This window comes from Serratia sp. K-E0102 (assembly GCF_029962625.1).
Taxonomy (GTDB): domain Bacteria; phylum Pseudomonadota; class Gammaproteobacteria; order Enterobacterales; family Enterobacteriaceae; genus Serratia; species Serratia sarumanii.
The window spans coordinates 4,059,190-4,085,135 of record NZ_CP124754.1; the positions used below are offsets into that span (position 1 = coordinate 4,059,190).

A 25,946-nucleotide genomic window follows, 5' to 3' on the forward strand; every position below is an offset into this window, starting at 1 on the left:
TGGGCTGCGCACTATGTCTGACAATCTCCTTCAACAGGCGGCCCCGGCCGTGCCGATGCCGCCCGCCTCCCCCAGCACCTACGGCGACGAAGAGCTCACCTGCCCGATGCTGAAACAGCGGCTGGAGCAGTTCCAGCTGTGGCTGGCGGCGGCTTTCGACGCCGGCTCCAGCGCCGAAAGCCTGGTGGCGGCGCGCAGCGACTTTATCGATCGCCTGCTGCGCCGGCTGTGGACGTTCTACGGCTTCGAAGATATCCCGGAAACCGCGCTGGTGGCGGTCGGCGGCTACGGCCGCGGCGAACTGCACCCGCTGTCGGACATCGACGTGCTGGTGCTCAGCCAGCGCCGGCTGACGGAACAGCAGTCGCAGCGGGTCGGCGAATTCATCACCCTGCTGTGGGATCTCAAGCTGGAAGTGGGCCACAGCGTGCGCACTCTGGAAGAGTGCCTGCTGGAAGGGTTGGCGGATCTGACCGTGGCCACCAACCTGATCGAATCGCGTATGATCTGCGGCGACGTCGCGCTGTTCCTGCAGATGCAAAAACATATCTTCAGCGACGGCTTCTGGCCTTCGCCGCAGTTTTTCCACGCCAAGATCAACGAGCAGCAGGAGCGCCATCAGCGCTACCACGGCACCAGCTATAACCTGGAGCCGGATATCAAAAGCAGCCCCGGCGGCCTGCGCGATATTCACACGCTGCTGTGGGTGGCGCGCCGCCACTTCGGCGCCACCTCGCTGGACGAAATGGTCGGCTTCGGTTTCCTCACCCAGGCCGAGCGCAACGAGCTGAACGAGTGCCAGAGCTTCCTGTGGCGCATCCGCTTTGCACTGCACCTGGTGCTGCCGCGTTACGACAACCGCCTGCTGTTCGATCGCCAGCTCAGCGTGGCGCAGCTGCTGCGCTATGAAGGCGAAGGCAACGAGCCGGTCGAGCGCATGATGAAAGACTTCTACCGCATGACGCGGCGCGTCAGCGAACTGAACCACATGCTGCTGCAGCTGTTCGACGAGGCCATTCTGGCGCTGGACGCCACCGAGAAGCCGCGCCCGCTGAACGACGATTTCCAGCTGCGCGGCGATCTGATCGACCTGCGCGACGAAACGCTGTTTATCCGCGAGCCGCAGGCCATCATGCGCATGTTCTACCTGATGGTGCGCAACCGCGAGATCAAGGGCATTTATTCCACCACCGTGCGCCAGCTGCGTCACGCGCGCCGCCACCTGAAGCAGCCGCTGTGCACCATTCCGGAAGCGCGCGATCTGTTTATGGCCATCCTGCGCCATCCCGGCGCGGTATCGCGCGCACTGGTGCCGATGCACCGTCACAGCGTGCTGTGGGCCTATATGCCGCAGTGGGGCAAGATCGTCGGGCAGATGCAGTTCGACCTGTTCCACGCCTATACCGTCGATGAACACACCATCCGCGTGCTGCAGAAGCTGGAGAGTTTCGCCGACGACCAGACTCGGCCGCGCCATCCGCTGTGCGTGGAGCTGTATCCGCGCCTGCCGCACCCGGAACTGCTGCTGCTGGCGGCGTTGTTCCACGATATCGCCAAAGGGCGCGGCGGCGACCACTCGATCCTCGGCGCGGAAGACGTGGTGGAGTTCGCCGAACTTCACGGCCTCAACTCGCGTGAAACCCAGCTGGTGGCCTGGCTGGTGCGCTGCCACCTGCTGATGTCGGTCACCGCGCAGCGCCGCGATATCCAGGATCCGACGGTGATCCAGCAGTTCAGCAGCGAAGTGCAGAGCGAAACCCGCCTGCGCTATCTGGTATGCCTGACGGTGGCCGACATCTGCGCCACCAACGAAACCCTGTGGAACAGCTGGAAGCAGAGCCTGCTGCGCGAGCTGTATTTCGCCACCGAGAAGCAGCTGCGCCGCGGCATGCAAAACAGCCCGGATCTGCGCGAACGCGTGCGCCATCACCGCCTGCAGGCGCTGGCGCTGCTACGCATGGACAACATCGACGAAGAGGCGCTGCACCGCATCTGGAGCCGCTGCCGAGCCGACTATTTCCTGCGCCACTCGCCGAATCAGCTGGCCTGGCACGCCCGCCACCTGCTGGCCCACGATTCCACCCAGCCGCTGGTGCTGGTCAGCCGCCAGGCGACGCGCGGCGGCACCGAGATCTTCATCTGGAGCCCGGACCGCCCCTACCTGTTCGCCGCCGTCGCAGGCGAGATGGATCGCCGCAATCTGAGCGTGCACGACGCGCAGATCTTCACCAACCGCGACGGCATGGCAATGGACACCTTTATCGTGCTGGAGCCGGACGGCAGCCCGCTGGCGCAGGATCGCCACGCGGCGATCCGCCAGGCGCTGCTGCAGGCCATCACCCAGCGGGAGTATCAGCCGCCGCGCGTGCGCCGGCCCTCTTCCAAGCTGCGCCACTTCAGCGTGCCGACCGAGGTCACTTTCCTGCCGACCCATACCGATCGCCGCAGCTACCTGGAGCTGACCGCACTCGACCAGCCCGGCCTGCTGGCGCGGGTGGGCGAAGTGTTCGCCGACCTTGGGCTGTCGCTGCACGGCGCGCGCATTTCCACCATCGGCGAGCGGGTCGAGGACTTGTTTATCCTGGCCGACGGCGAGCGGCGCGCGCTCGACCAGGAAACGCGCAGAAAGTTGGAGCAACGGTTGACAGAGGCCCTCACCCCAAACGATAAAATGTGATACAAGTAACTTTTTACCGACAACATCAGGAAAGAGAACAGCATGCAGCAATTACAGAACGTTATTGAAAGCGCCTTCGAGCGCCGTGCGGACATCACCCCGGCGAACGTAGACACCGTAACGCGCGAAGCGGTAAACCAGGTGATCGGCCTGCTGGACAGCGGCGCCCTGCGCGTCGCCGAGAAGATCGACGGTCAATGGGTCACCCATCAGTGGCTGAAGAAAGCCGTGCTGCTCTCTTTCCGCATCAACGACAACAAGGTGATGGACGGCGCGGAAACCCGCTACTACGACAAGGTGCCGATGAAATTCGCCGACTACGACGAAGCGCGCTTCCAGAAGGAAGGTTTCCGCGTCGTGCCGCCGGCCACCGTGCGCCAGGGCGCGTTCATCGCGCGCAACACCGTGCTGATGCCGTCTTACGTTAACATCGGCGCCTACGTCGACGAAGGCACCATGGTCGACACCTGGGCCACCGTCGGTTCTTGCGCTCAGATCGGCAAAAACGTTCACCTGTCCGGCGGCGTCGGCATCGGCGGCGTGCTGGAGCCGCTGCAGGCCAACCCGACCATCATCGAAGACAACTGCTTCATCGGCGCGCGCTCCGAAGTGGTGGAAGGCGTGATCGTGGAAGAAGGCTCGGTGATTTCGATGGGCGTATACCTCGGCCAGAGCACCCGCATTTATGACCGCGAGACCGGCGAAATCCATTACGGCCGCGTGCCGGCGGGTTCGGTGGTGGTTTCCGGCAACCTGCCGTCGAAAGACGGTTCCTACAGCCTGTACTGCGCGGTGATCGTCAAGAAGGTCGACGCCAAAACGCGCGGTAAAGTCGGCATTAATGAGTTATTGCGCACTATCGACTAAATTGAAATAGCGGGTGATTCACCCGCTATTTTTTTGTCTGCGTTTCGCTGGCAGTCACAGTCGCAGACCTCGCTTTCCGCCATAATCGCAGTCGTGGAATATAACGATCACATCTAAAGAGGGCGCAGTATGTACGATAACTTGAAGAGTTTGGGCATCAATCAACCGGAAGACGTCGATCGCTATAGCCTGCGTCAAGAGGCCAACAACGACATCCTCAAGATCTATTTCCGCAAGGACAAGGGCGAGTTCTTCGCTAAAAGCGTGAAGTTCAAGTACCCGCGCCAGCGTAAAACCGTGGTGGCGGACAACGCCGGCCAGGGCTACAAGGAAATTCACGAGATCAACCCGAACCTGCGTTACGTGATCGACGAACTGGATCAGCTGTGCCAACGCGATCAGGTGGAAGTGGATCTGAAGCGTAAAATCCTCGACGACCTGCGCCATCTCGAAGGCGTGGTGTCGCACAAGATTGCCGAGATCGAAGCCGATCTGGAAAAACTCACCCGCGGCAAGTAATGCGGATCGGTTGATCCGCATCATCGCCAAGGCGCCCTTTCGCGGCGCCTTTTTACTTTACGATTGCAGCAGCGTGCCCCACTGCTCGACCCACGGGCAAGCGGCCACTTCCGGCTCCGGCTGTTCCATCGCATCGATCTCCAGCACTTCGCCAACGCGGGTGGCGCCCTGCTCCTGCAGCAGCGCGTCGAACGCGCGCCCGGCGCCGCAGAAGTTGTCATAGCTGCTGTCGCCGAGGGCGATCAGCCCATAGCGCAGCTCCGGCTGGTAGCCGACCTGATCGCGAATGGCGTGGAACAGCGGCGCGATGCTGTCCGGCAGATCGCCCTGCCCGGTGGTGGAGGTAATCACCAGCGCGTAGTGCTGACGATAATACTGCCAGGCCTCCAGCGTGCCCTCTTCGAACAGTTTGACCTCATGGCCCTGTTCGCTGAGGATGTTTTGCGCCTCTTCCGCCACCAGCAGCGAATTGCCGTAGACCGTTCCCACGAAGATACCAACCTGAGCCATGGCTCCTACTCCCTTCATTACCTTTAAAAATTGTCAGCTATCCTGACCGTTAGCCGCGCTAAACTCAACCCCGGCAAGTTCAGGGAATACTCCCGCCCATCCGAACTGCGTCATCACCCCTTGCCAGTCTTCGTCCCAGCGCGCCGTCACCCGCAGCGGCTCGCCGGTCACCGGGTGCGTCAGCTGCAGATGGCTGGCGTGCAACATCAGGCGCGAGCAGCCGAAATGCTGCGCCATGCCACGGTTCTGCCGCAGATCGCCGTGCTTGCTGTCGCCGATGATCGGATGGCGAAGATGCGCCATGTGGCGCCGCAGCTGGTGCTTGCGGCCGGTTTCCGGCTGCAGCTCCACCAGGCTGTAGCGCGCGCTGTCGTAGCGGCCGACGGCCACCGGCATCTCTACCTGCGCCAGCGGCCGGTAGTGCGTCACCGCCGGCTGCGGCCCTTTATCGGCATCGGCATGTTTATCGGCGATTTTGTCCAGCTCCGCCGTCAGCGGGTAATCGAGGGTCGCCCCCTCCTGCACGTAACCGCGCACCACCGCATGGTAGGTTTTCTGCACCTGATGCTGCTCGAACTGCTGCGACAGCAGGCGCGCCACCTCGCTGGAGAGCGCCATCAGCAGCACGCCGGACGTCGGGCGATCGAGACGGTGCACGGTAAAGACGTGCTGCCCGAGCTGATCGCGCACCGTCTGCATCATAAAGCGGGTCTCATGACGATCCAGCCAACTGCGGTGCACCAACCAACCCGACGGCTTGTTCACCGCCACCAGGTGTTCATCCTGATACAAAATCTCAATCACATCGCTTTCCCAGGTAAATAGCCGTTTCGGGCGCGAGTATAACAGGCGTGCGGCTCAGCGCTAGTTCACCCATTCGATGGTCACCAGCCGCGTATCGGCGCGGCCGCGATCGTCCACCGCCCGAATGCGGTAGCGCCCGTTGTCGATCGGCCGCCAATCGATCGGCTTTTTGCTGGCGCTGCTGCCGAGATAGATATCGTCGACGAACCAGTACACCGTCTTGCTGTCGGCGTCCGTCACCGCGTTGAAGGCGATTTTATCTCGCCCCTGCTGCGATTGGCGCAGGGTATAGGTGGTGTTTTTCAGCGGCGAAGTGATGCGCGGCGCGTTGCCGCCGACGGCGATGCCGTTGTCCTTGCAGCGGTTGACCGGCGGCGCCCGCTTCGGCAGCCCGGCCTGGGCGAACACGTTGGCCAGATCGGAAGGCCAGAACTCAAAGATTTCGGTGCGGGTCTGCGCCGCGTCATACGGCGGGCAAACGACCTCGCCGCTGTGAATATCCAGCACCACCGGCCGATAGACGCTGTCGACCTTGATCGGCGACTTGCCGGGAATGAACCAGGTCTTGCCCTTCTGCTGGCACCACGGCGTCGGCAGATCGCCGCTGGCGAGGCAAATATCCACCCGCCGCAGCCGTTGGGGGAACGGGTGCTTCGGTTCCCGCAGGCCGGGGTAGCTGGCATTGACGCTGTCGATGATGTTGAAGAACAGCGGCGCGGCCGCCTCGGCGCCGACCAACGCATTGTTGCCGCGCCCGTCGAAGTTGCCTTCCCACACCACCAGCACGTAAGGGCCGAAAATCCCGACGCTCCAGGCGTCGCGAAAGCCCCAGGAAGTGCCGGTCTTCCAGTACACCGGCAGCGAAGAAGAACGCTGCGCCAGCGTATCGCCCGGCCGCCGGTGCTGGCGCAGCATATCCAGCGTGATGAAACTGGCCTCCTCGCTCAGCAGCCGCACCGGCGTCGATTCGGCCTCGTTCAGTTGCATACGAAGCGGCCGCAGCTCGCCGCGGTTCGCCAGCAACGCATACAGCTTCGCCAATTCCTGCGCCGTCACCTCGCCGCCGCCCAGTACCAGCGACAGCCCGTAGTGGCTTTCGTTGGCCATATTGGCGACGCCGGTCAGGCGCAAAAACTGATAAAAGGTCGGCTGGCGCAGCTGCGAGGCAACATACACCGCCGGGATGTTGCGGCTGAAATTCAGCGCGTCGGTGGCGGTCACCGGGCCGAGAAAGCGCCGGTCGAAATTTTCCGGCGCATAGGCGCCGAACGACGAAGGCACGTCCTTCAGGATGGTCATCGGATGCAGCACGCCCTGCTCCATGCCCAGCGCGTAGATGAACGGTTTGAGCGTCGAACCCGGCGAGCGTTTGGCGTTGGTGCCGTTCACCTGCCCCTGGATCGGCCGATTGTAATAGTCCGCCGATCCCACCAGCGCGCGCACCCCCATATCGCGGCTGTCCACCAGCAGCACCGCGGCGTTTTGGATGCCGCGGCTGCGGTTGCGGGCGATAAAGGCATTGACCTGCCGCTCAACCAGCCGCTGCAACCCGGCGTCCAGCGTGGTGTCGACGCGGGTATCGCGCTGCACCAGTTGCTGCGTCTGCTGGCGCAGCTGTTCGATAAAGTGCGGCGCGATATAGGGCACTTGTTCGGGCTGGCGCAGCGCCAGCGGCAGGCGGAACAGCGTTTGCTGGCTGGCGTCGGTGGGGTAAACCCGCTGCCAGCGCTGGAACAGACGGTTGCGCGCCTGGGTCAACGCGGCGCCGAGCACGCCGGTTTTCGGCTCCAGACGGTAGCTGGGCGACTGCGGCAGCACCGCCAGCGTCAGCGCCTCCGGCAGGGTCAAATCCTTCGGCGACTTGGCGAAATAGATCAGGCTGGCGGCGCCGATGCTTTCGATGTTGCGGCCGTAAGGGGCGTAATTCAGGTAGGCTTCCAGGATATCGCGCTTGGAGTAGCTCAGTTCCAGCTGCACCGCACGCAGCACCTGTAGCAGCTTGCCGCCCGGCGTGCGGGTGTTGAGATGCCAGCGCATGCGCGCCAGCTGCATGCTGATGGTCGATCCGCCCTGCATTTTGCCGCCGGCGACATAGCTGCGCCAGAAGCCGCGCATCAGGCTGACGGGGTTAAAACCGGGGTTGTAGTAGAACCAGCGGTCTTCGTGCAGCAGCAGCCCGCGCACCGCCAACGGCGACACCTGCTCCAGCGGCGTCCACAGCCGGTAGCGGTCGTCGTTGGCCAGGGTGATGCGCAGCAGCGCGCCGTGCCTGTCGTAATAGACGGAAGACTGCGGCAGCCCCTGCCACAGGGGCGGATGCGGCCACAGCCGAATCGCAGCCAGCAGCAGCGCCAGTAAAAACACCGCCATCAAGCCGTTTTGCAGCACGCGCCCGGTCAGGATCTTCATACGTTCTCACCACCCCGGTGCCAGACGCTGGCCTGGCGCCGGAGCCGGCCTAGTCGTTGCCCGCCGGCACCACCACCAGCTTGCCGCCGCCGGCCGACATCGCCTGTACTTCACGATCGTACATGGCTTCGCCGTAGGCCGGTGGAACAATAAAGCTGCCGGTATTGGTGGCCTTGATCTGATAGACGAACTCCTGCACCTCGGTGCCGGCGCTGCCATAGATAATCACCCGATCTTCACGGATATCGCTGTAATCCGGCGCCCAGGTGGAGCCGGTAGCGGCCAGCGGCGACTGCCAACCGCCGCGGTCTTCGCTCTCCTCGCCGGCATCGGCCGGTTCCGGCGGCGTTTGCTGCACCACTTCGAACCCGCCCGGCAGCAGATCGACGATCGCCAGGTTGCTCTGCCCCTCTTTCGAGTTGGCGCGCACCTTCAGATGGACGTTGATCTTCTGCCCCAGCGTCACCTGCGTCACCGGCTTGCCCTGTTCGTCGGTGTAATCGCGGACGATCTCAATGCCGCGCGACAGCGCTTTTTGCGGCGCATTCAGGTCGTAACCGGCCTGCGTCACCACATACCAGGCCGGCGCGCTGCCGCCGTTGGTGAAGCGCACCGCGGTGGCATCGGCGTTGAACTGCCCCTGAACAAACAACCCCTGCAGCTCACTGATGCGCTGCGGCTCACCGCCGCTTTTGCCTACCTGCACGATGCCCAATGCATCCGCATTGGCGGATTGCGCCGCCACCTGGGCCGAATAGCTTTCCAGCGCCAGAATGCTCATCGCGGAGGAGTAGGTGGTGTAACGCTCTTCTTTCAGCGCCTTGACCATATTCTCCAGCACCTGCGGCGGGATCGACGCCACCTTCTCCGGGAAGTGACGGGTAATCAGATACAGCCGCGTCGCATCCTGCACCAGCGGATCGAAATAATTCTGCGTCCACCAGGCGCTGTCATACGCCTTGCTCAGCTGCTGCCAGCTCGGTTGCAACAGCGCGGCGGCTTCGTCGTCCATCTTCAACAACCGATAAGAAGAAGCCAGATACAGCGCGCTCAGATCGGTTTTCCACCCTTCGCCATAGCGTTTTTGCAGCGTATCCTGCACCGCCGCCAGCGAGTTGGTGGTCACTTCGCCTTGCAGCGTCAGCAGGTAAACCGCCCAGCTGCGCAGGCGCAGCAGATACAAATCGTCGAATCCGCTGGCCGCCAGCTCGCGCAATGCGCCGTTGGCCTCGTCCAGCATGCCTTCCGGCAGGGCGTAGCCCGCCGCTTTGGCTTCGAGCAGATACTGCACCACATAAGGCGTGACGAAAGGATCGGCATCCGGCGACGAACGCCAGGCGCCGATCGCTCCGCTGTCGTTCTGGCGCGCGCGCAGCACGCCAAGCAGGTTGCGCAGTTGCTTGCTGACTTCCGCCTGGCTCAGGCTGCTTTTCATCTCGGGGTGGCGGCTCTGCAGCATCAGCGGAATGGAGCGGCTGACGATCTGCTCGGAACAGTAATACGGGTAATCCGCCAGGTATTGCGCCAGCCCGCTGGTCAGCACCAGCGGCGAATTCGACACCGCCGCCCGGCGCTGCGCGAAAGCGTCAAACATCTGGCGCAGGCCATCGACGTTCTGACTGCCGCCGCTCATGCGCCCCATCACCGACTGGGTACGGTACGGCGCCGCCGGCCGCACCGAGGTGCTGACAGTGCGGCGGCTGGCCTGGTCGCCGTAACGGGCGTCGAACACCAGCGGCGCATCGCCCAGCACGGCTTTGGCGCGCAGGCGGAAAGCGATCACGCCTTCGCGTTTTTCCGCCAGCGTCAGGCTTTGCGTCGCGTTGCCCACCACCTCCAACTGCTGCGGCGGCGTCAGCAGGACATTGATAGCCACCGACTGACCGTTCAGCCCGTCGAGGTTGTTGCTGACGCCCACGCTGACGTCGAACTCGTCACCCGGCGCCACCATCGCCGGCACGTTCGGCGTCATGATGAAATTGTCGCGCACCGTGGCGGCGGTTTGCGCCTTGCCGATTTTCTCCGGGGTCACCGAAATCGCCATCACGCGGATCTTGCCGTTGAAGTAGTCCGGCACCGGGTAAACGAACTGCTTCTCGCCGCTGACCTCGGTAATGCCGGACCAATAGGCCACCGGCTTGTCGCGCTTGCGCTTGAACGGGTTGAGGTTGAGATCCAGCCCCTCACCCGCATCGCCGCCCGGCGCCGCGGTCAGCGCCATCAGCTTGCTGAACTCCGGCAGGATCAGATCGAGGATCTGCGAGCTGCTCACGTTCAGTTCGCGCTTGCTGAAGAAGAACTCCAGCGGATCCTTCAGGCGGTAGCGCGCCACCTGCAGAATGCCCTCATCGACGGCGAACAGCGCCACCTGCTGCAGCGCGTCAGTCTTGACCGTCATCGTCAGGTTTTCACCCGGCTTGATGACCTCCTGCGCCGTCACCTCGAGGCTGTTTTGCCGCGCCTTGGTGCTGATCTTGAACGGCATCACGCCATAGCTCAGCGGGCTCATGAAGATCTCGCTGGAGTTGATATCGCGCACGAACTGCACGTTGATGTAGCCGTTGCCCTCCATGCCGGCCGGCACGCGGATCTTCTGCACCGAGCTGGTGGTGTCGGTGTGGAACCACTGCCAGGCGTAAACCCTGTCCTTCTCGATGGTGATCAAGCCGCTGCCGGTATAAGGCGCGTTGATCGCCACCTCGATCTCTTCGCCCGGCTGGTATTCCGCCTGGTTCAGTTTCAGCTTCAGTTCGGCGTTGCGATCCAGCGAACGGCTCAGGTTGGCGTTGCCGGCCACGCTGTAGGCGACGCGGTTGAGCGTTTTGCCCTGCGCATCTTCAATCACCAGCACGAAGTCGCCCGGCTTATCGGTCGCCAGCCGCAGATCCGCGCCCTGCCCGCTCAGCGCCAGCGGCTGTTCCGACAGCTGCACTTCCTTCATCTTCGACTGGTATTTGTAAACGCCCGAATCCTGTTTGGTCAGTACCGAAATGTATTTCTGCTCGATCAATACCTGCTTCAGATTCGGCAGGGCGATCTGTTGCAGATTCGGATCGATGGCGATCACGTTCAGATGCCGTTCCGCGTCGCGGTTGATGTAGCCCAGATCGCCGTCCGCCTTCACCCCGATCAGGTAATCGTAAGGCGAAACCAGCGTGCGGGCGGTCGCCGCCACCGAGCGCCCGCCGCCGGCGACGAACGCCTCCGACAGCAGCTGCAGCTGATAAGTGGCGTCGGCGTAGGATTTCAGATCGAGCGGGATATCGGCCGCGCCGTGCTCATCGGTGGTGCGATCTTCCAGCTCGGTTTCGAACCCGTCGCTGTTTTGCCGATTTTCATAGAACGCATAATCCGGGAAGCGATCGAAGCTCGGATACATCGGCCGCAGCGTCAGCCTGGTGCTCACGCGGCGATCCTGCGCCGGGGTGCCGAACAGGTTCTGCACATCGATGCTGGCCTTCAGCTCGGACGGTTTGACCCAGCCTTGCTGGCGGTTCGGCGTCAGCGCCAGCTTCACTTTCAGCTGATCCGGTTCAAACTCCTTCACATTGACCGCGGTATGGCCGAGCAGCGTGGAGGTATCGTTGTTTTTGCCGATCAGATACAGATAGACGTTCCACTCGCCGGTAGGCGAGTTTTCATCGGTGGTATAGCTCAGCTCATTGAAACCGCTGGCGCCCAGCGTCAGCGGCACGGTGGTCATCAGCTTGTCGCGCGGATCGCGGATTTCGGCGCGCACCGGCACGCCGGCCAGGCCAACGCCCCAGTCGGCGGCGCGGGTGATCAGGCCGATGTTAAAGGTATCCCCCGGCCGATAAACGCCGCGATCGGAGAACAGGTAACTGCTGAGCGTGCGCGGATCGGTCGGCGTTTGTTCACCGGCGACGTCGAAGCGCGAGAAGTCCAGCCCGCGATCGTTATAGCTGCCGGTCGGCAGGAAGGAGACATCCCCCTCCTTTTCCACCAGGAACATCACCGGCTGGCGCTCGTTGGTGTACACGTCGAGCGCCGGGAAACGCACGTGGCCGTCGGCCCCGGTGATTTGGCTGAGCAGCGTCACGCCATTTTTGGCCACCACCGACACGTTGGCGCCGCTGACCGGCGCGCCGCTTTGAATCGACTGCACAAAGACGTCGCGCGTCTTATCCTGCGAGCTCTTGGCGACGATGCCCAGATCGGTCACCACCACAAAGCGCGAATCGCCGACGTCGGGCTGATCTTCCCCGGTATTCTCGTCCGGTTCCTGTTCTGGCTCGGCGCCCGCCTCTTCCGCCGCCGGTTTCCGGTTCGGCTGCCATTCGGACAGCGTCAGCAGGAATACTCCGCGATGGGAACTGGCGTTGGTGGAGAGATAACGGGAGAGATCGATGCCCTGATAGTTCACTTCCCCCGGCCGCTCGTTGTTGAGCGCCGTCTGGTATTTGAAATGCTCGGTGAAATATTCGTCGTTGAGCCGGTTGAATTCCGTGGACGAGTATTCCCGGCTTTTGAAGGAGACGATGTGCTGCAACTGGCTCGGGATCACCCGCTTGATGTCCAGCCGCAGGCCCGCCACGTTGCGCGCCGCCACGCTGATCTGTTTGTCGCCGTTGACCGACAGCAGCGAGCCTGCGGACATGAACTGCAGCGATTTCGGGAACTCCGGCACTTCGACCACTCGATAAACCTTCTTCGGCATTTTGTAACCGCCGACGGAGACCAGCTGGTTGTCTATCTCGATCAGCACGAAGCGGTGCGCCGGAGCTTCAAAGCGGAAGCTGAACTGCGGCTGGTAGGCCTCTTCCGCCTCGTTAAGCGTCAATGGCAATGCCGTCGCCTGCGCCAGCACGTTTTTGCCGACGCTGTCGACCGTCCATTGATAGAAATCTTCAGCATCGTTGGCGGTCTCGGCATCGCTCGGATCGTGCTGCGGCAGCAGCCAGGCTTTGGTGGCCCGCGCCAGCTCTTTATCCTTCACCGCATCGCTGAAGCCGACCACCAGCGCACGCTGCCCTTGGCCGCCGTCGGTATCCACCACCTGGGCGCTGGCGTCGCTCAGCGCCAGGCTGTACAGCGTCGGTACTTTGACCCAGTTGCTTTTCGCCTCAGCGACCGCATTGCCGGCCGCCGTCGATTTAACGCCTTTGCCGACGGTCAGATGCACAGCACCGCCCTGATCCAGCGCCTGCAGCGGCTCGGAATGCACCCAGGCGTTCAGTTTTTTCTCGTCATAGACCAGGGAGAAGTTCAGCTTTTTCTCGGAGGAAGCGCTGCCCTCCTTCAATCCCAGCGAAATCTGTTTTTCAAAGCTGGCGACGTCGACCGGCGCATTGAACTGCAAATTGAAAATCGCGCTGCGTTTCTGCGCATCTTGCGGATCGCGGTAATACTCGGCCTGCCCCAGGCGGTAATCGAACGCGGGCACGGTGAAGGCATAGCGGGTTTTGGCGAGCTTGACCTGCGGCGCCAGCAAGGTGGCGGGCTCGAGGGTTACGTCATATTTCGCGCCCATCGGCAGCGGTTTTTTCGGCGTGAACACCAGCGTCGACTCATTGCGCCACGCCCACTGCCCTTCTGCAGCCGGTTTGAGGATGATGCCGGCGCTCACGGTTTTGCCCACCGCGCTTATTGCCGCGGCCGAGCCGCTGAAGGTCAGGCTCACCGTTTGCGGCGCCTGCCGGGCGGCGGCGTAGTCTATCGGCTCGGGGTTGGCCAACTCGGCGCTGATCTCCTGAACCGCCATCGGCGCCGGTTCGATGGGCTGAGGCCGGTTTTGCCACCAGTGCCAGCCGTAAAACGCGCCGCCTGCGGCGCCAGCCAACAGCAGCAGGCCTAGACCAATCGCTTTCGGGTGTTTATCCACGCCGCTTTCGAGCCGCAAAAAACCGCGCGGCAGCGCAGCCCACCAGGCCGGCGCACGCCAGCTGAGGTTGCCGACCAGCGGTCTCAGCAACCGCCCCAACAGCGACAACGCCCCACCCAGCAGGCGGCAAACGCCCTTAACCAGGGTAAAAGGCAAACGCAGGATAAACCTTAATAAATCCATTATTGCAGCACCTCATCATCCTAATGCAGCCCCCGGTCAACCGCCGCGGTTCAACCGAGCCGAAAGACGCCTTCGGCTCTCCTGCCCGGCATCCGCGCGAGTACTCTACACTGCCGGGCGGCAAAAATCTGCGCGCCGCCGGCGAATTACGGCTCTTTATTCAACATCAAATCCAGCTGTTGCAGCAGCACCAGCAGCGGCAGGCTGCTCGGTTCACGATCTTTCAACGCCTCTTCGAAATAAGGCGTAATGGCGAAGCGCGTCGGCAGCGGCGCTTCGGCGTCCAGCAACGCATACATGCGCGGCAAGAACACCCACTGCAGCCAGGCTTCGGCCGACATGCTGTCGATGCAGAACGGCTCGGTGCTGGAGAAGGCCTCATGATCAGGCGGCGCGGCCTGCCACAGCGCCAGATCGCGCATGGATTGTTCAATCGCCTGCAAACTGCGGCGCACCTGGTTATGTATACTCATCTGCATTCCCGATCTCTTTTCATCATGGTATTCAGCGCGCTGGCTGAAAGGCGGCAAAGCATAGCATTTTTATAGCCCAAATTCGGCGCGTCTGAGACAGCCCGCCGTTTTTATCTGGTGGCGTCCGCCGCCGCGCGGCACAATAGGCCCACCGAGTTCACCACACAGATAAAGATTCATGTCCGTAATAACAGAGAAAAAAAACCACGCGACGCCCGGTAAGGCCATGCTGGCTTCGGTCACCGGTTACGCCATGGACGGGTTTGACCTGCTGATCCTCGGCTTTATGCTGCCGGCCATCAGCAGCGAATTGGGATTAACCTCATCGGCCGCCGGTTCGCTGGTCACCTGGACGCTGATCGGCGCGGTGCTGGGCGGCGTGATCTTCGGTCACCTCAGCGATCGCTTCGGCCGAATCCGGGTGCTCACGATCACCATCCTGATGTTTTCCCTGTTCACCGGCCTGTGCGCCGTGGCGCAAGGATATTGGGATCTGCTGGCCTATCGCACCCTGGCGGGCATCGGGCTGGGCGGCGAATTCGGCATCGGCATGGCGCTGATCGCCGAAGCCTGGCCGGCGGAGAAGCGCAACCGCGCTTCGGCTTACGTCGGCATGGGCTGGCAGTTGGGCGTGCTGGCGGCCGCCTTCCTGACGCCGCTGCTGCTGGAACACATCGGCTGGCGCGGCATGTTTTTGGTCGGCCTGCTGCCGGCGCTGGCGTCATTCCTGATCCGCCGCACTCTGGGCGAACCGGAGGAATTCGTACGGCAGAAAGACGCTGGGCAATCGCTCTCCTTCCTGCAGCGTTTGCGCCTGCTGTTCAAGGATCGCGCCACCAGCAGGGCCAGCATCGGCATCTTCATTCTCTGTTCGGTGCAGAACTTCGGTTACTACGGCCTGATGATCTGGATGCCGACTTACCTGGCGAAAAACTTTGGCTTCTCGCTCACCAAGTCCGGCCTGTGGACGGCGGTGACGGTGGTCGGCATGACGTTCGGCATCTGGCTGTTTGGCGTGCTGGCCGATCGCTTCGCCCGCTGGAAGATCTTCGTGTTTTATCAGATCGGTGCCGTGGTGATGGTGATCGGCTATGCCCAGTTGAGCGACCCGACGCTGATGCTGTTCGCCGGCGCCGTGATGGGCATGTTCGTCAACGGCATGATAGGCGGCTACGGCGCGTTGATTTCCGATACCTATCCGGTGCAGGCGCGCGCCACCGCGCAGAACATCCTGTTCAATCTGGGGCGCGGCGTCGGCGGCCTGGGGCCATTGGTAATCGGTGCGCTGGTGACGCAAGTGTCGTTTACCGCGGCCATCAGCCTGCTGGCGGCGATTTATCTGCTGGATATCTACGCCACGCTGTTCCTGCTGCCGAAAAAACAGGGCGCAGGCGATACGCTGGGCGCGATTGGTTAACGCTGAAGAGGGATTAAGGCAGGGCCGCACGCGCGGCGGAATGGAACAAAAAGTTGGGGGCACTGCGTTAACAGTGCCCCCGGTTCGTTTTATAGCTATCCCGCTACACAGCGTGCTCCCTGCTCAATCCTTGAAAACTTTTCCTGCGGCCATCCTGACCAAGCGATCCTTGCATCATCCTGCAGCATCGTCCTGACGCGGTTCCTCAGCCTTCCTGACCCGCCGACAGTCCTGTGCCGGCTCTCAATCTCCGTCCTGGAGGTGTCCCTGGTTTCTATCCTGAAACATCCTGGGCATCTCCTGACGCCATCCTTCGCTCTTGCCTGAGCGCATCCCTTTCTTCTTCCTGAAGCTGCATCATCCTGATGCTTTCCTGCTCCGCCGGTTCCGTTCCGGTAACGATAAGATCGCTTAAATTCCCCGGAATCACAAGGGTTTGGGAGGTGTCTCACACTAAATTAAGCCTAAGAGTTATCCTAAAGAAATTCTAACCAATTGATCTGGATAACAATAATCTCATCGCCTGGAGAAAGGCGGGAAAAATTAAGAGCGATCTCTCACAGCCCGTGTGAGAGATCTCGCACACGGGCGACGGCGAATCCGTCGCCATTCAGTCCAGCACCGGGCGCAGCGCATCGAGGAAATTCCCCAGCGTCGCCGCCAGCAGGGTACGCTTATCGCTGCCGAACTGTTCCAGCACCACGTTGCCACTGACGTTGCACAACGACACCATCGTCATCTCGGATTCGGTGGTCGCAAGGAACAGCGTTGGCGGCAGCTTGAGGCGCTTTTGCGTCACCAGATGGCCGATCAGGTTCTCCTGCAGGCGGATAAAATCCTCTTCGCTCCAGACCTGCAGCAGGCTCAGACGATGCTCGCCGAACTGCGCGCTCATGTCGCCGGCGTATTGCTGCGTGTAGAAACGGTGCGCGTCCGGCTGCAAACGCAGCTCCAGCGCGGCTTCTACCTTTTCCAGCGTCGCCGCCGGTTCGAAAGGCTGTGGCAACCACAGCACTTCGTCCTCGCGGTTCTCCACGATGCAGGGCGACGGCACGCCGTACAGCGCCTGGCTGGCCGGCGCGTGACCGCGCTCTTGCTGCCACAACTCGACATAGCGTTGAGTGAATTCACGCAGAGCGTGCGATACATCATGGTCCATATTCTTTCCCGCATACGTTAAACTGACGGCCATTGTACCTATCTCTGACCAAGGTGACAGCAGATGTCCTCATATCAAGACCACCAGGCCCTGTCGGGGCTGACGCTGGGCAAACCCACCGCCTACCGCGATCGCTACGACGCCTCGCTGTTGCAGGCGGTGCCGCGCAGCATGAACCGCGAGCCGCTGGGGCTGTACCCCGATAACCTCCCCTTCCACGGCGCGGACATCTGGACGCTGTACGAGCTCTCCTGGCTGAACGCCAACGGGCTGCCGCAGGTGGCGGTCGGTGAAATCAGCCTCAACGCCGACAGCCTGAACCTGATCGAATCGAAAAGCTTCAAGCTGTATCTCAACAGCTTCAACCAAACCCCGTTCGCCGATTGGGAAACGGTGCGCAGCACGCTGCAGCGCGATCTGTCCGCCTGCGCCCAGGGCGAGGTGAGCGTCACCCTGTTCAGCGTCGAGCAGTTGGAAGGCACGCCGATCGCCCGCCTGGCCGGCGACTGCATCGATCAGCAGGATATCCGCATCGACAATTATGAGTTCAACGCCGACTACCTGCTGAACGCCGCCGGTGAAGAGGTGGTGGAAGAGCAATTGGTCAGCCACCTGCTGAAGTCCAACTGCCTGATCACCCATCAACCGGACTGGGGCTCGGTGCAGATAAGCTACCGCGGCGGCAAGATCGATCGCGAAGCGCTGCTGCGCTACCTGGTCTCCTTCCGCCACCACAACGAATTCCACGAGCAGTGCGTCGAGCGCATCTTTAACGATTTGATGCGCTACTGCCGGCCGCAAAGCCTGACGGTTTACGCCCGCTACACCCGCCGCGGCGGGCTGGATATCAACCCGTGGCGCAGCAACGTCGAATTCGCCCCCGAGCGCGGCCGCCTGGCGCGCCAATAAGTGCGAAACATTGCTCAACAACTGAGCTAACGAGCGGTTTATGTTGGTAAAAGCGCAGGGACGGCGGTAAGGTTAAAACGAGGCTGCGGCCGGGCGGAGCGCCCGCTGCGCCGCAGCACGCCAACCATAACGAGATGCTGTTTTGCTGCGTATGGATTACTACCGCCCCGCACCGGGTGCAAAGGAGTTACCTTGATTACACACATCAGCCCGCTTGGCTCTATGGATTTATTGTCGCAGTTGGAAGTAGACATGCTGAAGCGCACCGCCAGCAGCGACCTGTACCGCCTGTTCCGCAACTGTTCGCTGGCCGTGTTGAACTCCGGCAGCCAAACCGACAACAGCAAGCAGCTGCTGTCGCGCTATGAAACCTTCGACATCAACGTGCTGCGCCGCGAACGCGGGGTGAAGCTGGAGCTGGTCAACCCGCCGGAAGAGGCGTTCGTCGACGGCCGCATCATCCGCTCGCTGCAGGCCAACCTGTTCGCCGTACTGCGCGACATCCTGTTCGTGCACGGCCAAATCGCCAGCGCCGGCCGTTTCCAGCACCTGAACCTGGAAAACTCGGCCCATATCACCAACCTGGTATTCTCGATCCTGCGCAATGCACGCACGCTGCATCTGGATGAAGATCCCAATATGGTGGTGTGCTGGGGCGGCCACTCGATCAACGAGAACGAATACCTGTACGCGCGCAAGGTTGGCAGCCAACTGGGCCTGCGCGAGCTGAACATCTGCACCGGCTGCGGGCCGGGCGCGATGGAAGCGCCGATGAAAGGCGCGGCGGTCGGTCACGCGCAGCAGCGTTACCGCAACAGCCGTTTCATCGGCATGACCGAGCCGTCGATCATCGCCGCCGAGCCGCCAAACCCGCTGGTGAACGAGCTGGTGATCATGCCGGACATCGAAAAGCGCCTGGAAGCCTTCGTGCGCATCGCGCACGGCATCATCATCTTCCCGGGCGGCGTCGGCACCGCCGAAGAGCTGCTGTACCTGCTGGGTATCCTGATGAACCCGGAGAACAGCGAACAGGTGCTGCCGCTGATCCTGACCGGGCCGAAAGAGAGCGCCGATTACTTCCGCGTGCTGGACGAGTTCATCATGAACACGCTGGGCGATGCCGCGCGCCGTCACTACACCATCATCATCGACGATCCGGCGGAAGTGGCGCGGCAGATGAAGAAAGCCATGCCGCTGGTGAAGGAAAACCGCCGCAACACCGGCGACGCCTACAGCTTCAACTGGTCGATCCGCATCGCACCGGATCTGCAGCTGCCGTTCGAGCCGACCCACGAGAACATGGCGAACCTCAACCTGTATCCGAACCAGCCGCCGGAGCAATTGGCCGCCGCGCTACGCCGCGCGTTCTCCGGCATCGTGGCCGGCAACGTGAAGGAAAACGGCATCCACGCCATCGAGCAGTTCGGCCCGTACAAGCTGCACGGCGAGCCGCAGATGATGAAGCAGATGGACAGCCTGCTGCAGGGCTTTGTCGCCCAGCACCGCATGAAGCTGCCGGGCAGCGCCTATGTGCCCTGCTACGAAATCGTCGCCTGACCCTCAATCCCGGGCGGCGTAACGGCCGCCCCGTTTTTTGACCTTGCCGCCCATGATGATACACCTACTGATTGTCGACGCCCTGAACCTCATCCGCCGCATTCACGCCGTGCAGGGTTCCCCTTGTGTCAACGCCTGCCGCCACGCGCTGCAGCAGTTGATCCAGCACAGCCGCCCGACCCACGCGGTGGCGGTCTTCGACGAGGACGATCGCCGCGACAGCTGGCGTCACCAAATTCTGCCGGACTACAAGGCCGGGCGTTCGCCGATGCCGGAAAACCTGCAGCAGGAGATGCCGCAGCTGCGCGAGGCCTTCGCCGAACTGGGCGTCGCCAGCTGGCATTCTCCCGGCAACGAGGCGGACGATCTGGCGGCCACGCTGGCGGCGAAGGTCGCCGGCGGCGGCCACCAGGTGACCATCGTCTCCACCGACAAAGGCTACTGCCAGCTGCTGGCACCGAACGTGCAGATCCGCGATTACTTCCAGAAACGCTGGCTGGATATGCCTTTCGTGCAACAGGAATTCGGCGTGCAGCCGCAGCAGCTGCCGGACTATTGGGGGCTGGCGGGGATCGGCAGCAGCAAGATCCCCGGCGTGGCCGGTATCGGGCCGAAAACCGCCGTGCTGCTGTTGCAGCAGTCGGGCAGCCTGGATGGGCTCTATCAGCAGCTGGAACAGGTGCCGGAGAAATGGCGCGGCAAGCTGGAGCGGCACCGCGAGCTGGCCTACGTCAGCAAACAAGTCGCCACGCTGCGCACCGATCTGTCGCTGGACGGCAACCTGCAGCAGCTGCGCCTGCCGATACCATAAGGGCGCTGCAAGCAGCGCCCTTCATCAGGCTTAACGCGATTAATCGCGCTCGTCGCGCCGACCCGGCACCGCCGACCACATGCGGCGCACGTGTACGGTGATCTCTTCGCGGTCGTGATACAGCTGCTTGGCATGCACTTCGACGCTGACGCCGGCAGCGCCCAGCGCTTCGCGGATGCTCATCAGGTTCTGCGACACTTCCTCGTAGCGCTTTTTCATCGGCAGCTTGAGGTTAAAAATCGCTTCGCGGCACCAGCCTTTCACCAACCACTGGATCATCAGGCTGGTTACCTTCGCCGGCTTCTCCACCATGTCGCACACCAGCCAGTAGATCTTGCTGCTGTTCGGCTCGAACTTGAAGCCGTCGGCGCGGTGGTGCGTCACCTGGCCGGTTTCCATCAGGCTCGGCGCCATCGGGCCGTTATCCACCGAATGCACCATCATGCTGCGTTTCACCAGCTGATAGGTCCAGCCGCCCGGGCAGGCCCCCAGATCGACCGCGTGCATGCCGCTGGCCAGACGTTCGTCCCACTCGTCGGCGGGGATGAACACGTGGAACGCTTCTTCCAGCTTCAGCGTCGAACGGCTCGGCGCATCGGCCGGGAAGCGCAGACGCGGAATGCCCATGTAGAACGGCGAGTTGTTGTTGCTGTAGGAGTAACCGACGTAGCAGCAGCCCGGCGCGATGAAGAACACGTGCACCACCGGGCGAGTGGGGTTCTCGCGCGCCATCAGCACCTTCTGCTCGCGCATCGCGGCGCGCAGCGGCACCGTCAGCTTGCGGCAGAACTTCATCAGCTCTTTGCTTTCGTTGGTGTCCGGCACTTCCACCCGCAGCTCGCCGCCGCGATCAACCACGCCGATCAGCATGCCGACGATCGGCGATACCCGATCTTCCGGCGGCAGATCGCGCAGCAACTCACCCACCACGATCATCTGGCGGGCGAAAATCAGTTCGCGGAACGGAATTTCCCGCGCCAGGCGATCGGCATCGTCCGGCTGATAGCATTCGAACAACACGTAACCGCTGTGCTCTTTTACCCGCGCAAAGCCGAAAATTTCCCGCTGGGCGGCTTTGTCGGTGATCTCCGCCGCACACTCTTTTTCAAAGCCAGGGCGGCAGTACAACGCAATCTTATTCATGGCGCTCGGCCTTTTTCCTCAGACGCAAAGCGCCAATCAACATCAATATCCAGCCGATCAGGAAGCACACGCCGCCAACCGGCGTGATGTATACCCAGACCTTCAGGTGCGACAGCGCCAGGCAATAGAGGCTGCCGCTGAACAACACGGTGCCGAACGCCAACAGCGCTCCGCTCCAGTAAAACCACAGGCTCACGCGGCGCTGCATCGCGACCGCCAGCGCCAGGATGGCCAGGGTGTGGAACCCCTGATACTCCAGCCCGGTGCGGATCCAGGCCATTTCGTTGGCGCCGAGCGTGCCGCTTAATACATGCGCGCCGAATGCGCCCAACGCGACAAACACAAAGCCGCTGATAGCGGCGAAAACCAGCATGGAACGGCTGCTCATCGTGATTTATCCCATTTAAAATCACCGGCCGCGGCAAGGCGGCGGCCGGTCTTATTGTTCGTAGCGGAAGCGGAACTTCTCTTGTTCGCTGGCGGCGCGCGCCAGGATCCACTGCCGGAAGGCGGCTATTTTACCCAGTTCTGCCTGGCTGTCATGACATACCAGATAAAAAGCGTTTTTACTGACCAGCACATCGTTGAACGGGCACACCAGGCGACCGGCTTCGATCTCGGTTTGCGCCATCACATTGTTCACCAGCGCCACGCCCTGGCCGTGCACCGCCGCCTGCACCACCATCGCGCTATGGCTGAAGATCGGCCCCTGCTGCACATTAATGTGCTGCAACCCCAGCTGGCGCGTATAGGCCAGCCAGTCGCGGCGTGAAACGTCATGCAGCAGCGTATGATAAGCCAGATCCTCTGCGGTTTTCAGCGGATGATCGCCGGTCAGCAGGCTCGGCGAACACACCGGCAGCAGATATTCCGCATACAGGCGCTCGGCGCGCAGCCCCGGCCAGTTGCCGCGGCCGTAGAAAATCGCCACGTCGACGTCGTCCGCCAGCTTGTCTTCTTCGCGATCCACCGCCTGGATGCGCACGTCGATCCCCGGATAAGCTGAGTTAAAGCCGGACAGGCGCGGCACCAGCCACTGAATGGCGAAGCTCGGCGGCAAACTGACGGTCAATGCCCCCTTGGCGCTGCGCGCCTGCAGCTTGCGCGTCGCCTCGTTGATCGAAGAGAAGATCTCCTTGATATCGAGGTAGTAACTTTGCCCCTCTTCGGTCAGCAGCAGCGAGCGGTTACGCCGGCGAAACAGCTTCAGCCCGAGGAAGTCCTCCAGCGACTTGATCTGGTGGCTCACCGCGGCCTGGGTCACGAACAACTCTTCCGCCGCCTTGGTGAAACTCAGGTGGCGAGCGGCCGCATCGAACACGCGCAGCGCATTGAGGGGAGGTAAGCGTTTAGACATTAAATTAGCTACTTTTGTGTAACATTAATCCGAATGATTCGGCGCCGAAAATCGGGCAGCTTTGTGTGGCAAGCCATCGGTAAACGCTAACGGCGTATTGCCATTAGTTTTTTTAATCCGAGCCATTATAATTTGTCCGTTGAGGATGCGCCAGCAAATACCTATAGTGGCGGCACTTCCCGGGCCGGAACGAAAAGGGAGTGGGTGTCGAGGACGCCGATGAACTTTTGGCTTGTGGTTGTGATGTTGTGTTTGCAAATTGTCCGGCGATTCCGGACATGGTAGCTAGGCTACTGTTTTTTCACTTCCTGTACATTTACCCTGTCTGTCCATAGTGATTTTATGCAGCACCGCAAAACTTGCGGTGCTTTTTTTTTGCCTGACGGTTACTGGTTGCTTTCAACCATCTCTTTCACATCGGCGCGGTTGATCTGCTGCTCGACGCCATTGGCGTCTTTATAGCTGATCATGCCGGTATCGTTGTCCACTTTAGGCTTGCCGTCAGCGACAATGGTGCGTCCGTCATTGGTATGCATCACGTAGTTGCTGGAACAGGCGGCCAGGGTGAACGTAAGCATCAGGGCAGAGAGAACTGCGGCTGTTTTCTTCATTGAGGACTCCTTTTTAGTTTTAAATGCTGATAAATACCTTTTATGTGTATAGATGCGATTAATAAGCGCACATTTAATAGCATAACAAACTTTCCCAATTTTGCCAGGCGATAAGTCCTAATAGGCAGGATCGCTTGTCTCCGGCGGCAAAATAGGACAGGATCCCCCATCGACTCAAGCCAGTGACAATCAGGGTATGACGCCTTTTAACCCCAGCCTTTTTCGCCAACAGTTTCCCGCGCTCGCGCAGGACGGCATCTATCTGGACAGCGCCGCCACCGCGTTAAAACCGCAGGCGGTGATCGACGCCACGCAGCAATTTTATCGCGATGACGCCGCCACCGTGCACCGCAGCCAGCATCGGGCGGCGCAGGATCTGACCGCCCGCTTCGAGCAGGCGCGCGGCCAGGTGGCGCAGCTGATCAATGCGCCGTCGGCCGACGACATCGTCTGGACGCGCGGCACCACCGAAGCGATCAACCTGGTGGCGCAGAGCTACCTGCGTCCGCGTCTGCAGCCGGGCGATGAAATCCTGGTGAGCGAAGCGGAACACCACGCCAACCTGATCCCCTGGCTGATGGTGGCGGAACAAACCGGCGCGCGGGTGGTGAAACTGCCGATCGGCGCCGATCGGTTGCCGGATTTGACGCAGCTGCCCACCCTGCTCAACGACAAAACCCGCCTGTTGGCGCTGGGGCAAATGTCCAACGTCACCGGCGGCTGCCCGGATCTGGCGCCGGCGATCGCGATGGCGCATGCCGCCGGCGCACGCGTGATGATCGACGGCGCACAGGGCGTGGTTCACGGCCCGGCCGACGTACGGCTGCTCGACATCGATTTCTACGCCTTCTCCGGCCACAAGCTGTATGGCCCGACTGGCATCGGCGCGCTGTACGGCAAAGCCGAGCTGCTGGCGCAGATGGCACCCTGGCAAGGCGGCGGCAAGATGCTGACCCAGGCATCGTTCGACGGCTTTGCCCCGCAAAAGCCGCCGCACCGCTTCGAAGCCGGCACGCCAAACATCGCCGGCGTGCTGGGGTTGGCCGCGGCGCTCACTTGGCTCAGCGAACAGGACATGGCGGCGGCGGAGCGCTACAGCCGCGAGCTGGCGGACCAGGCGGAACAGCGGTTGGCGCAGTTGCCGGGCTTTCGCAGCTTCCGCAGCTCCGGCTCCAGCCTGCTGGCGTTCGACATCGCCGGCGTACACCACAGCGACATCGTCACCCTGCTGGCGGAGCAAGGCATTGCGCTGCGCGCCGGCCAACACTGCGCGCAGCCGCTGATGGCGGCGTTGGGCGTCAGCGGCACACTGCGCGCGTCGTTCGCCCCCTACAATACGCAACAGGACGTCGATACGCTGGTCAGCGCGTTGACTCACGCCCTCGATCTGCTGGCCGACTGACTTGATTCCCGGAGACGCTATGCTCGCCCCCCATCCTTTTGGCCGAGAGGTCACCGCCGAGGCGTTGATCGCCACCTTCAGCGCGCTGAAACAGTGGGAAGATCGCTACCGCCAGCTGATTATGCTCGCGAAACGGCTGCCGCCGCTGCCGGAGGCCTTGCGCAGTGAAGAAATGGCGTTGAGCGGCTGTGAAAACCGCGTCTGGTTGGGGCACCAGTTGCTGGAAGACGGCACGCTGCACTTCTATGGCGACAGCGAAGGCCGCATCGTGCGCGGCCTGCTGGCGGTGCTGCTGACCGAAGTGGAAGGGAAAACGCCGCAGCAGATCGCCGCATTGGATCCGCTGGCGCTGTTCGACCGGTTAGCGCTGCGCGCCCAGCTGAGCGCCACCCGCGCCGGCGGCCTGGCGGCATTGGCCGCCGCCGTCAAGGCGATCGCCGCCCGTTACGCCTGACGCGCCGCCTTCGCCACCATCTTTTTCAGCGCGTGCGACACGGCGACGAAGCCGAAAGTAGCGGTGACCATGGTCGCCGCGCCGAACCCCGCGCTGCAATCCATTCTTTTCGGCCCTTCCGCCGTGCTACGTGAAGCGCACACCGAACCGTCCGGCTGCGGATAAACCAGCGGCTCGCTGGAGAAGACGCAGTCGATGCCCAGCTTACCCTTGCCGTTTTTCACCACGTTGAAATCGTGCTTCAGCCGCTCGCGCAGCTTGGCGGCCAGCGGATCCTGGATGGTTTTCGCCAGATCGGCCACTTCGATCTTGGTCGGGTCAATCTGCCCGCCGGCGCCGCCGGTGGTCACCACCGGGATCTTGAAGCGGCGGCAGTATGACAGCAACGCCGCCTTCGGCCGCACGCTGTCGATCGCGTCGATGACGTAGCTGAAGTTATGGTTCAGCAGCTCGGCGACGTTGTCCGGGGTGATGAAATCGTCGATGCAGGTCACCCGGCATTCCGGGTTAATCGCCAGGATACGCTCCGCCATCACCTCGGTTTTCGATTGCCCGACGTGTTGGCGCAACGCGTGGATCTGGCGGTTGGTATTGGTGACGCAAACATCATCCATGTCGATCAGGGTGATGGCGCCGATGCCGGTGCGCGCCAGCGCCTCAGCCGCCCAGGAACCCACGCCGCCGATGCCGATCACGCAGACGTGCGCCTGCGCGAACACCGCCAGCGCCTGCTGGCCGTACAACCGCGCCGTGCCGCCGAAACGCTGCAGATAGGCTTCCGAATAAGCTGTGCTCATAACGCTTTAATTACCTTCGTAATGCAAATGATAAGGGCCGGAAAA

20 protein-coding genes are annotated in these 25,946 nt (G+C 62.1%); 9 read left to right on the plus strand and 11 right to left on the minus strand.

The features are described 5' to 3' along the window. Positions 1-13 precede the first annotated feature (13 nt). The 3 genes from glnD (at position 14) to SSARUM2_RS19370 (ending at position 4,063) form a co-directional block, all read left to right on the plus strand. A complete protein-coding gene (glnD, locus tag SSARUM2_RS19360; protein WP_033649826.1) occupies positions 14-2,677 on the plus strand; it encodes a bifunctional uridylyltransferase/uridylyl-removing protein GlnD in 2,664 nt (887 codons plus the stop codon). A 42-nt stretch (positions 2,678-2,719) separates the two neighbouring features. Further along, a complete protein-coding gene (dapD, locus tag SSARUM2_RS19365) occupies positions 2,720-3,544 on the plus strand; it encodes a 2,3,4,5-tetrahydropyridine-2,6-dicarboxylate N-succinyltransferase (protein WP_004931932.1) in 825 nt (274 codons plus the stop codon). 129 nt (positions 3,545-3,673) lie between these two features. Continuing rightward, positions 3,674-4,063, plus strand: a complete 390-nt coding sequence (locus tag SSARUM2_RS19370; protein WP_004931929.1) for a DUF3461 family protein — start codon at positions 3,674-3,676, stop codon at positions 4,061-4,063. Between the two features lie 57 nt (positions 4,064-4,120). Here SSARUM2_RS19370 and SSARUM2_RS19375 read toward each other — a convergent pair whose 3' ends face one another. The 5 genes from SSARUM2_RS19375 to SSARUM2_RS19395 all read right to left on the minus strand — a co-directional run bounded on the left by SSARUM2_RS19375 (position 4,121) and on the right by SSARUM2_RS19395 (position 14,284). Further along, entirely contained in the window at positions 4,121-4,573 is a 453-nt protein-coding gene (locus SSARUM2_RS19375) for a flavodoxin (protein WP_016929894.1), read from the minus strand. A 33-nt stretch (positions 4,574-4,606) separates the two neighbouring features. Next, a complete protein-coding gene (gene truC / locus SSARUM2_RS19380; RefSeq protein WP_060438377.1) occupies positions 4,607-5,377 on the minus strand; it encodes a tRNA pseudouridine(65) synthase TruC in 771 nt (256 codons plus the stop codon). 60 nt (positions 5,378-5,437) lie between these two features. Next, positions 5,438-7,786 (minus strand): penicillin-binding protein 1C, encoded by a 2,349-nt coding sequence (gene pbpC, locus SSARUM2_RS19385; protein ID WP_047570726.1) that lies wholly within the window; start codon positions 7,784-7,786, stop codon positions 5,438-5,440. A gap of 49 nt (positions 7,787-7,835) precedes the next feature. Next, positions 7,836-13,811 (minus strand): alpha-2-macroglobulin, encoded by a 5,976-nt coding sequence (locus tag SSARUM2_RS19390; protein WP_060452449.1) that lies wholly within the window; start codon positions 13,809-13,811, stop codon positions 7,836-7,838. A 146-nt stretch (positions 13,812-13,957) separates the two neighbouring features. Next, the gene (locus SSARUM2_RS19395; RefSeq protein WP_033638567.1) at positions 13,958-14,284 is read right to left on the minus strand and encodes a YqcC family protein; all 327 of its coding nucleotides are present in this window, start codon (positions 14,282-14,284) and stop codon (positions 13,958-13,960) included. 178 nt (positions 14,285-14,462) lie between these two features. On the opposite strand from SSARUM2_RS19395, the gene SSARUM2_RS19400 reads away from it, so the two are divergent. Continuing rightward, the gene (locus SSARUM2_RS19400; protein ID WP_060422201.1) at positions 14,463-15,701 is read left to right on the plus strand and encodes an MFS transporter; all 1,239 of its coding nucleotides are present in this window, start codon (positions 14,463-14,465) and stop codon (positions 15,699-15,701) included. Positions 15,702-16,311: 610 nt separating this feature from the next. On the opposite strand, the gene syd is transcribed toward SSARUM2_RS19400, so the two are convergent. After that, on the minus strand, positions 16,312-16,860 hold the full coding sequence (gene syd / locus SSARUM2_RS19405) for a SecY-interacting protein (RefSeq protein ID WP_033649801.1): 549 nt from the start codon (positions 16,858-16,860) through the stop codon (positions 16,312-16,314). Between the two features lie 63 nt (positions 16,861-16,923). On the opposite strand from syd, the gene queF reads away from it, so the two are divergent. The 3 genes from queF to xni all read left to right on the plus strand — a co-directional run bounded on the left by queF (position 16,924) and on the right by xni (position 20,137). Further along, entirely contained in the window at positions 16,924-17,769 is an 846-nt protein-coding gene (gene queF / locus SSARUM2_RS19410) for an NADPH-dependent 7-cyano-7-deazaguanine reductase QueF (RefSeq protein ID WP_033649800.1), read from the plus strand. Positions 17,770-17,961: 192 nt separating this feature from the next. After that, on the plus strand, positions 17,962-19,326 hold the full coding sequence (gene ppnN, locus SSARUM2_RS19415; RefSeq protein WP_019455737.1) for a nucleotide 5'-monophosphate nucleosidase PpnN: 1,365 nt from the start codon (positions 17,962-17,964) through the stop codon (positions 19,324-19,326). Between the two features lie 52 nt (positions 19,327-19,378). Then, positions 19,379-20,137 carry a flap endonuclease Xni gene (gene xni, locus SSARUM2_RS19420; RefSeq protein ID WP_033635747.1) on the plus strand — a complete coding sequence of 253 codons (759 nt, stop codon included), beginning with the start codon at positions 19,379-19,381 and terminating at the stop codon, positions 20,135-20,137. A 39-nt stretch (positions 20,138-20,176) separates the two neighbouring features. Here xni and rlmM read toward each other — a convergent pair whose 3' ends face one another. The 4 genes from rlmM to SSARUM2_RS19440 form a co-directional block, all read right to left on the minus strand. Beyond that, complete coding sequence (rlmM, locus tag SSARUM2_RS19425; protein WP_033635748.1) at positions 20,177-21,280, minus strand: 23S rRNA (cytidine(2498)-2'-O)-methyltransferase RlmM; 1,104 nt, start codon at positions 21,278-21,280, stop codon at positions 20,177-20,179. Next, entirely contained in the window at positions 21,273-21,668 is a 396-nt protein-coding gene (locus tag SSARUM2_RS19430) for a DUF423 domain-containing protein (protein WP_004931896.1), read from the minus strand. The genes rlmM and SSARUM2_RS19430 overlap by 8 nt, the downstream gene beginning before the upstream one ends. Positions 21,669-21,719: 51 nt before the next feature. Next, positions 21,720-22,637: a transcriptional regulator GcvA gene (locus SSARUM2_RS19435; protein WP_025304049.1), complete on the minus strand. Its 918-nt coding sequence runs from the start codon at positions 22,635-22,637 to the stop codon at positions 21,720-21,722. Between the two features lie 386 nt (positions 22,638-23,023). Then, the gene (locus SSARUM2_RS19440) at positions 23,024-23,248 is read right to left on the minus strand and encodes a YgdI/YgdR family lipoprotein (protein ID WP_025304050.1); all 225 of its coding nucleotides are present in this window, start codon (positions 23,246-23,248) and stop codon (positions 23,024-23,026) included. Between the two features lie 196 nt (positions 23,249-23,444). Here SSARUM2_RS19440 and csdA point away from each other — a divergent pair, with 196 nt between their 5' ends. Together csdA and csdE are read left to right on the plus strand one after the other, a co-directional pair. Next, positions 23,445-24,650 carry a cysteine desulfurase CsdA gene (gene csdA / locus SSARUM2_RS19445; protein ID WP_043147957.1) on the plus strand — a complete coding sequence of 402 codons (1,206 nt, stop codon included), beginning with the start codon at positions 23,445-23,447 and terminating at the stop codon, positions 24,648-24,650. Positions 24,651-24,669: 19 nt separating this feature from the next. After that, positions 24,670-25,104 carry a cysteine desulfurase sulfur acceptor subunit CsdE gene (gene csdE / locus SSARUM2_RS19450; protein ID WP_033654114.1) on the plus strand — a complete coding sequence of 145 codons (435 nt, stop codon included), beginning with the start codon at positions 24,670-24,672 and terminating at the stop codon, positions 25,102-25,104. Here the strand turns inward: csdE and tcdA are convergent. Further along, the gene (gene tcdA / locus SSARUM2_RS19455) at positions 25,095-25,901 is read right to left on the minus strand and encodes a tRNA cyclic N6-threonylcarbamoyladenosine(37) synthase TcdA (protein WP_060438379.1); all 807 of its coding nucleotides are present in this window, start codon (positions 25,899-25,901) and stop codon (positions 25,095-25,097) included. The genes csdE and tcdA overlap by 10 nt on opposite strands. Positions 25,902-25,946: the final 45 nt, after the last annotated feature.

Bases quoted from the DNA above. Each gene is read 5' to 3' on its own strand.
- glnD (WP_033649826.1), top strand. From the start codon at position 14: ATGTCTGACAATCTCCTTCAACAGGCGGCCCCGGCCGTGCCGATGCCG.
- dapD (WP_004931932.1), top strand. From the start codon at position 2,720: ATGCAGCAATTACAGAACGTTATTGAAAGCGCCTTCGAGCGCCGTGCG.
- SSARUM2_RS19370 (WP_004931929.1), top strand. From the start codon at position 3,674: ATGTACGATAACTTGAAGAGTTTGGGCATCAATCAACCGGAAGACGTC.
- SSARUM2_RS19375 (WP_016929894.1), bottom strand. From the start codon at position 4,573: ATGGCTCAGGTTGGTATCTTCGTGGGAACGGTCTACGGCAATTCGCTG.
- pbpC (WP_047570726.1), bottom strand. From the start codon at position 7,786: ATGAAGATCCTGACCGGGCGCGTGCTGCAAAACGGCTTGATGGCGGTG.
- SSARUM2_RS19390 (WP_060452449.1), bottom strand. From the start codon at position 13,811: ATGGATTTATTAAGGTTTATCCTGCGTTTGCCTTTTACCCTGGTTAAG.
- SSARUM2_RS19395 (WP_033638567.1), bottom strand. From the start codon at position 14,284: ATGAGTATACATAACCAGGTGCGCCGCAGTTTGCAGGCGATTGAACAA.
- SSARUM2_RS19400 (WP_060422201.1), top strand. From the start codon at position 14,463: ATGTCCGTAATAACAGAGAAAAAAAACCACGCGACGCCCGGTAAGGCC.
- syd (WP_033649801.1), bottom strand. From the start codon at position 16,860: ATGGACCATGATGTATCGCACGCTCTGCGTGAATTCACTCAACGCTAT.
- queF (WP_033649800.1), top strand. From the start codon at position 16,924: ATGTCCTCATATCAAGACCACCAGGCCCTGTCGGGGCTGACGCTGGGC.
- xni (WP_033635747.1), top strand. From the start codon at position 19,379: ATGATGATACACCTACTGATTGTCGACGCCCTGAACCTCATCCGCCGC.
- rlmM (WP_033635748.1), bottom strand. From the start codon at position 21,280: ATGAATAAGATTGCGTTGTACTGCCGCCCTGGCTTTGAAAAAGAGTGT.
- SSARUM2_RS19430 (WP_004931896.1), bottom strand. From the start codon at position 21,668: ATGAGCAGCCGTTCCATGCTGGTTTTCGCCGCTATCAGCGGCTTTGTG.
- SSARUM2_RS19435 (WP_025304049.1), bottom strand. From the start codon at position 22,637: ATGTCTAAACGCTTACCTCCCCTCAATGCGCTGCGCGTGTTCGATGCG.
- SSARUM2_RS19440 (WP_025304050.1), bottom strand. From the start codon at position 23,248: ATGAAGAAAACAGCCGCAGTTCTCTCTGCCCTGATGCTTACGTTCACC.
- csdA (WP_043147957.1), top strand. From the start codon at position 23,445: ATGACGCCTTTTAACCCCAGCCTTTTTCGCCAACAGTTTCCCGCGCTC.
- csdE (WP_033654114.1), top strand. From the start codon at position 24,670: ATGCTCGCCCCCCATCCTTTTGGCCGAGAGGTCACCGCCGAGGCGTTG.
- tcdA (WP_060438379.1), bottom strand. From the start codon at position 25,901: ATGAGCACAGCTTATTCGGAAGCCTATCTGCAGCGTTTCGGCGGCACG.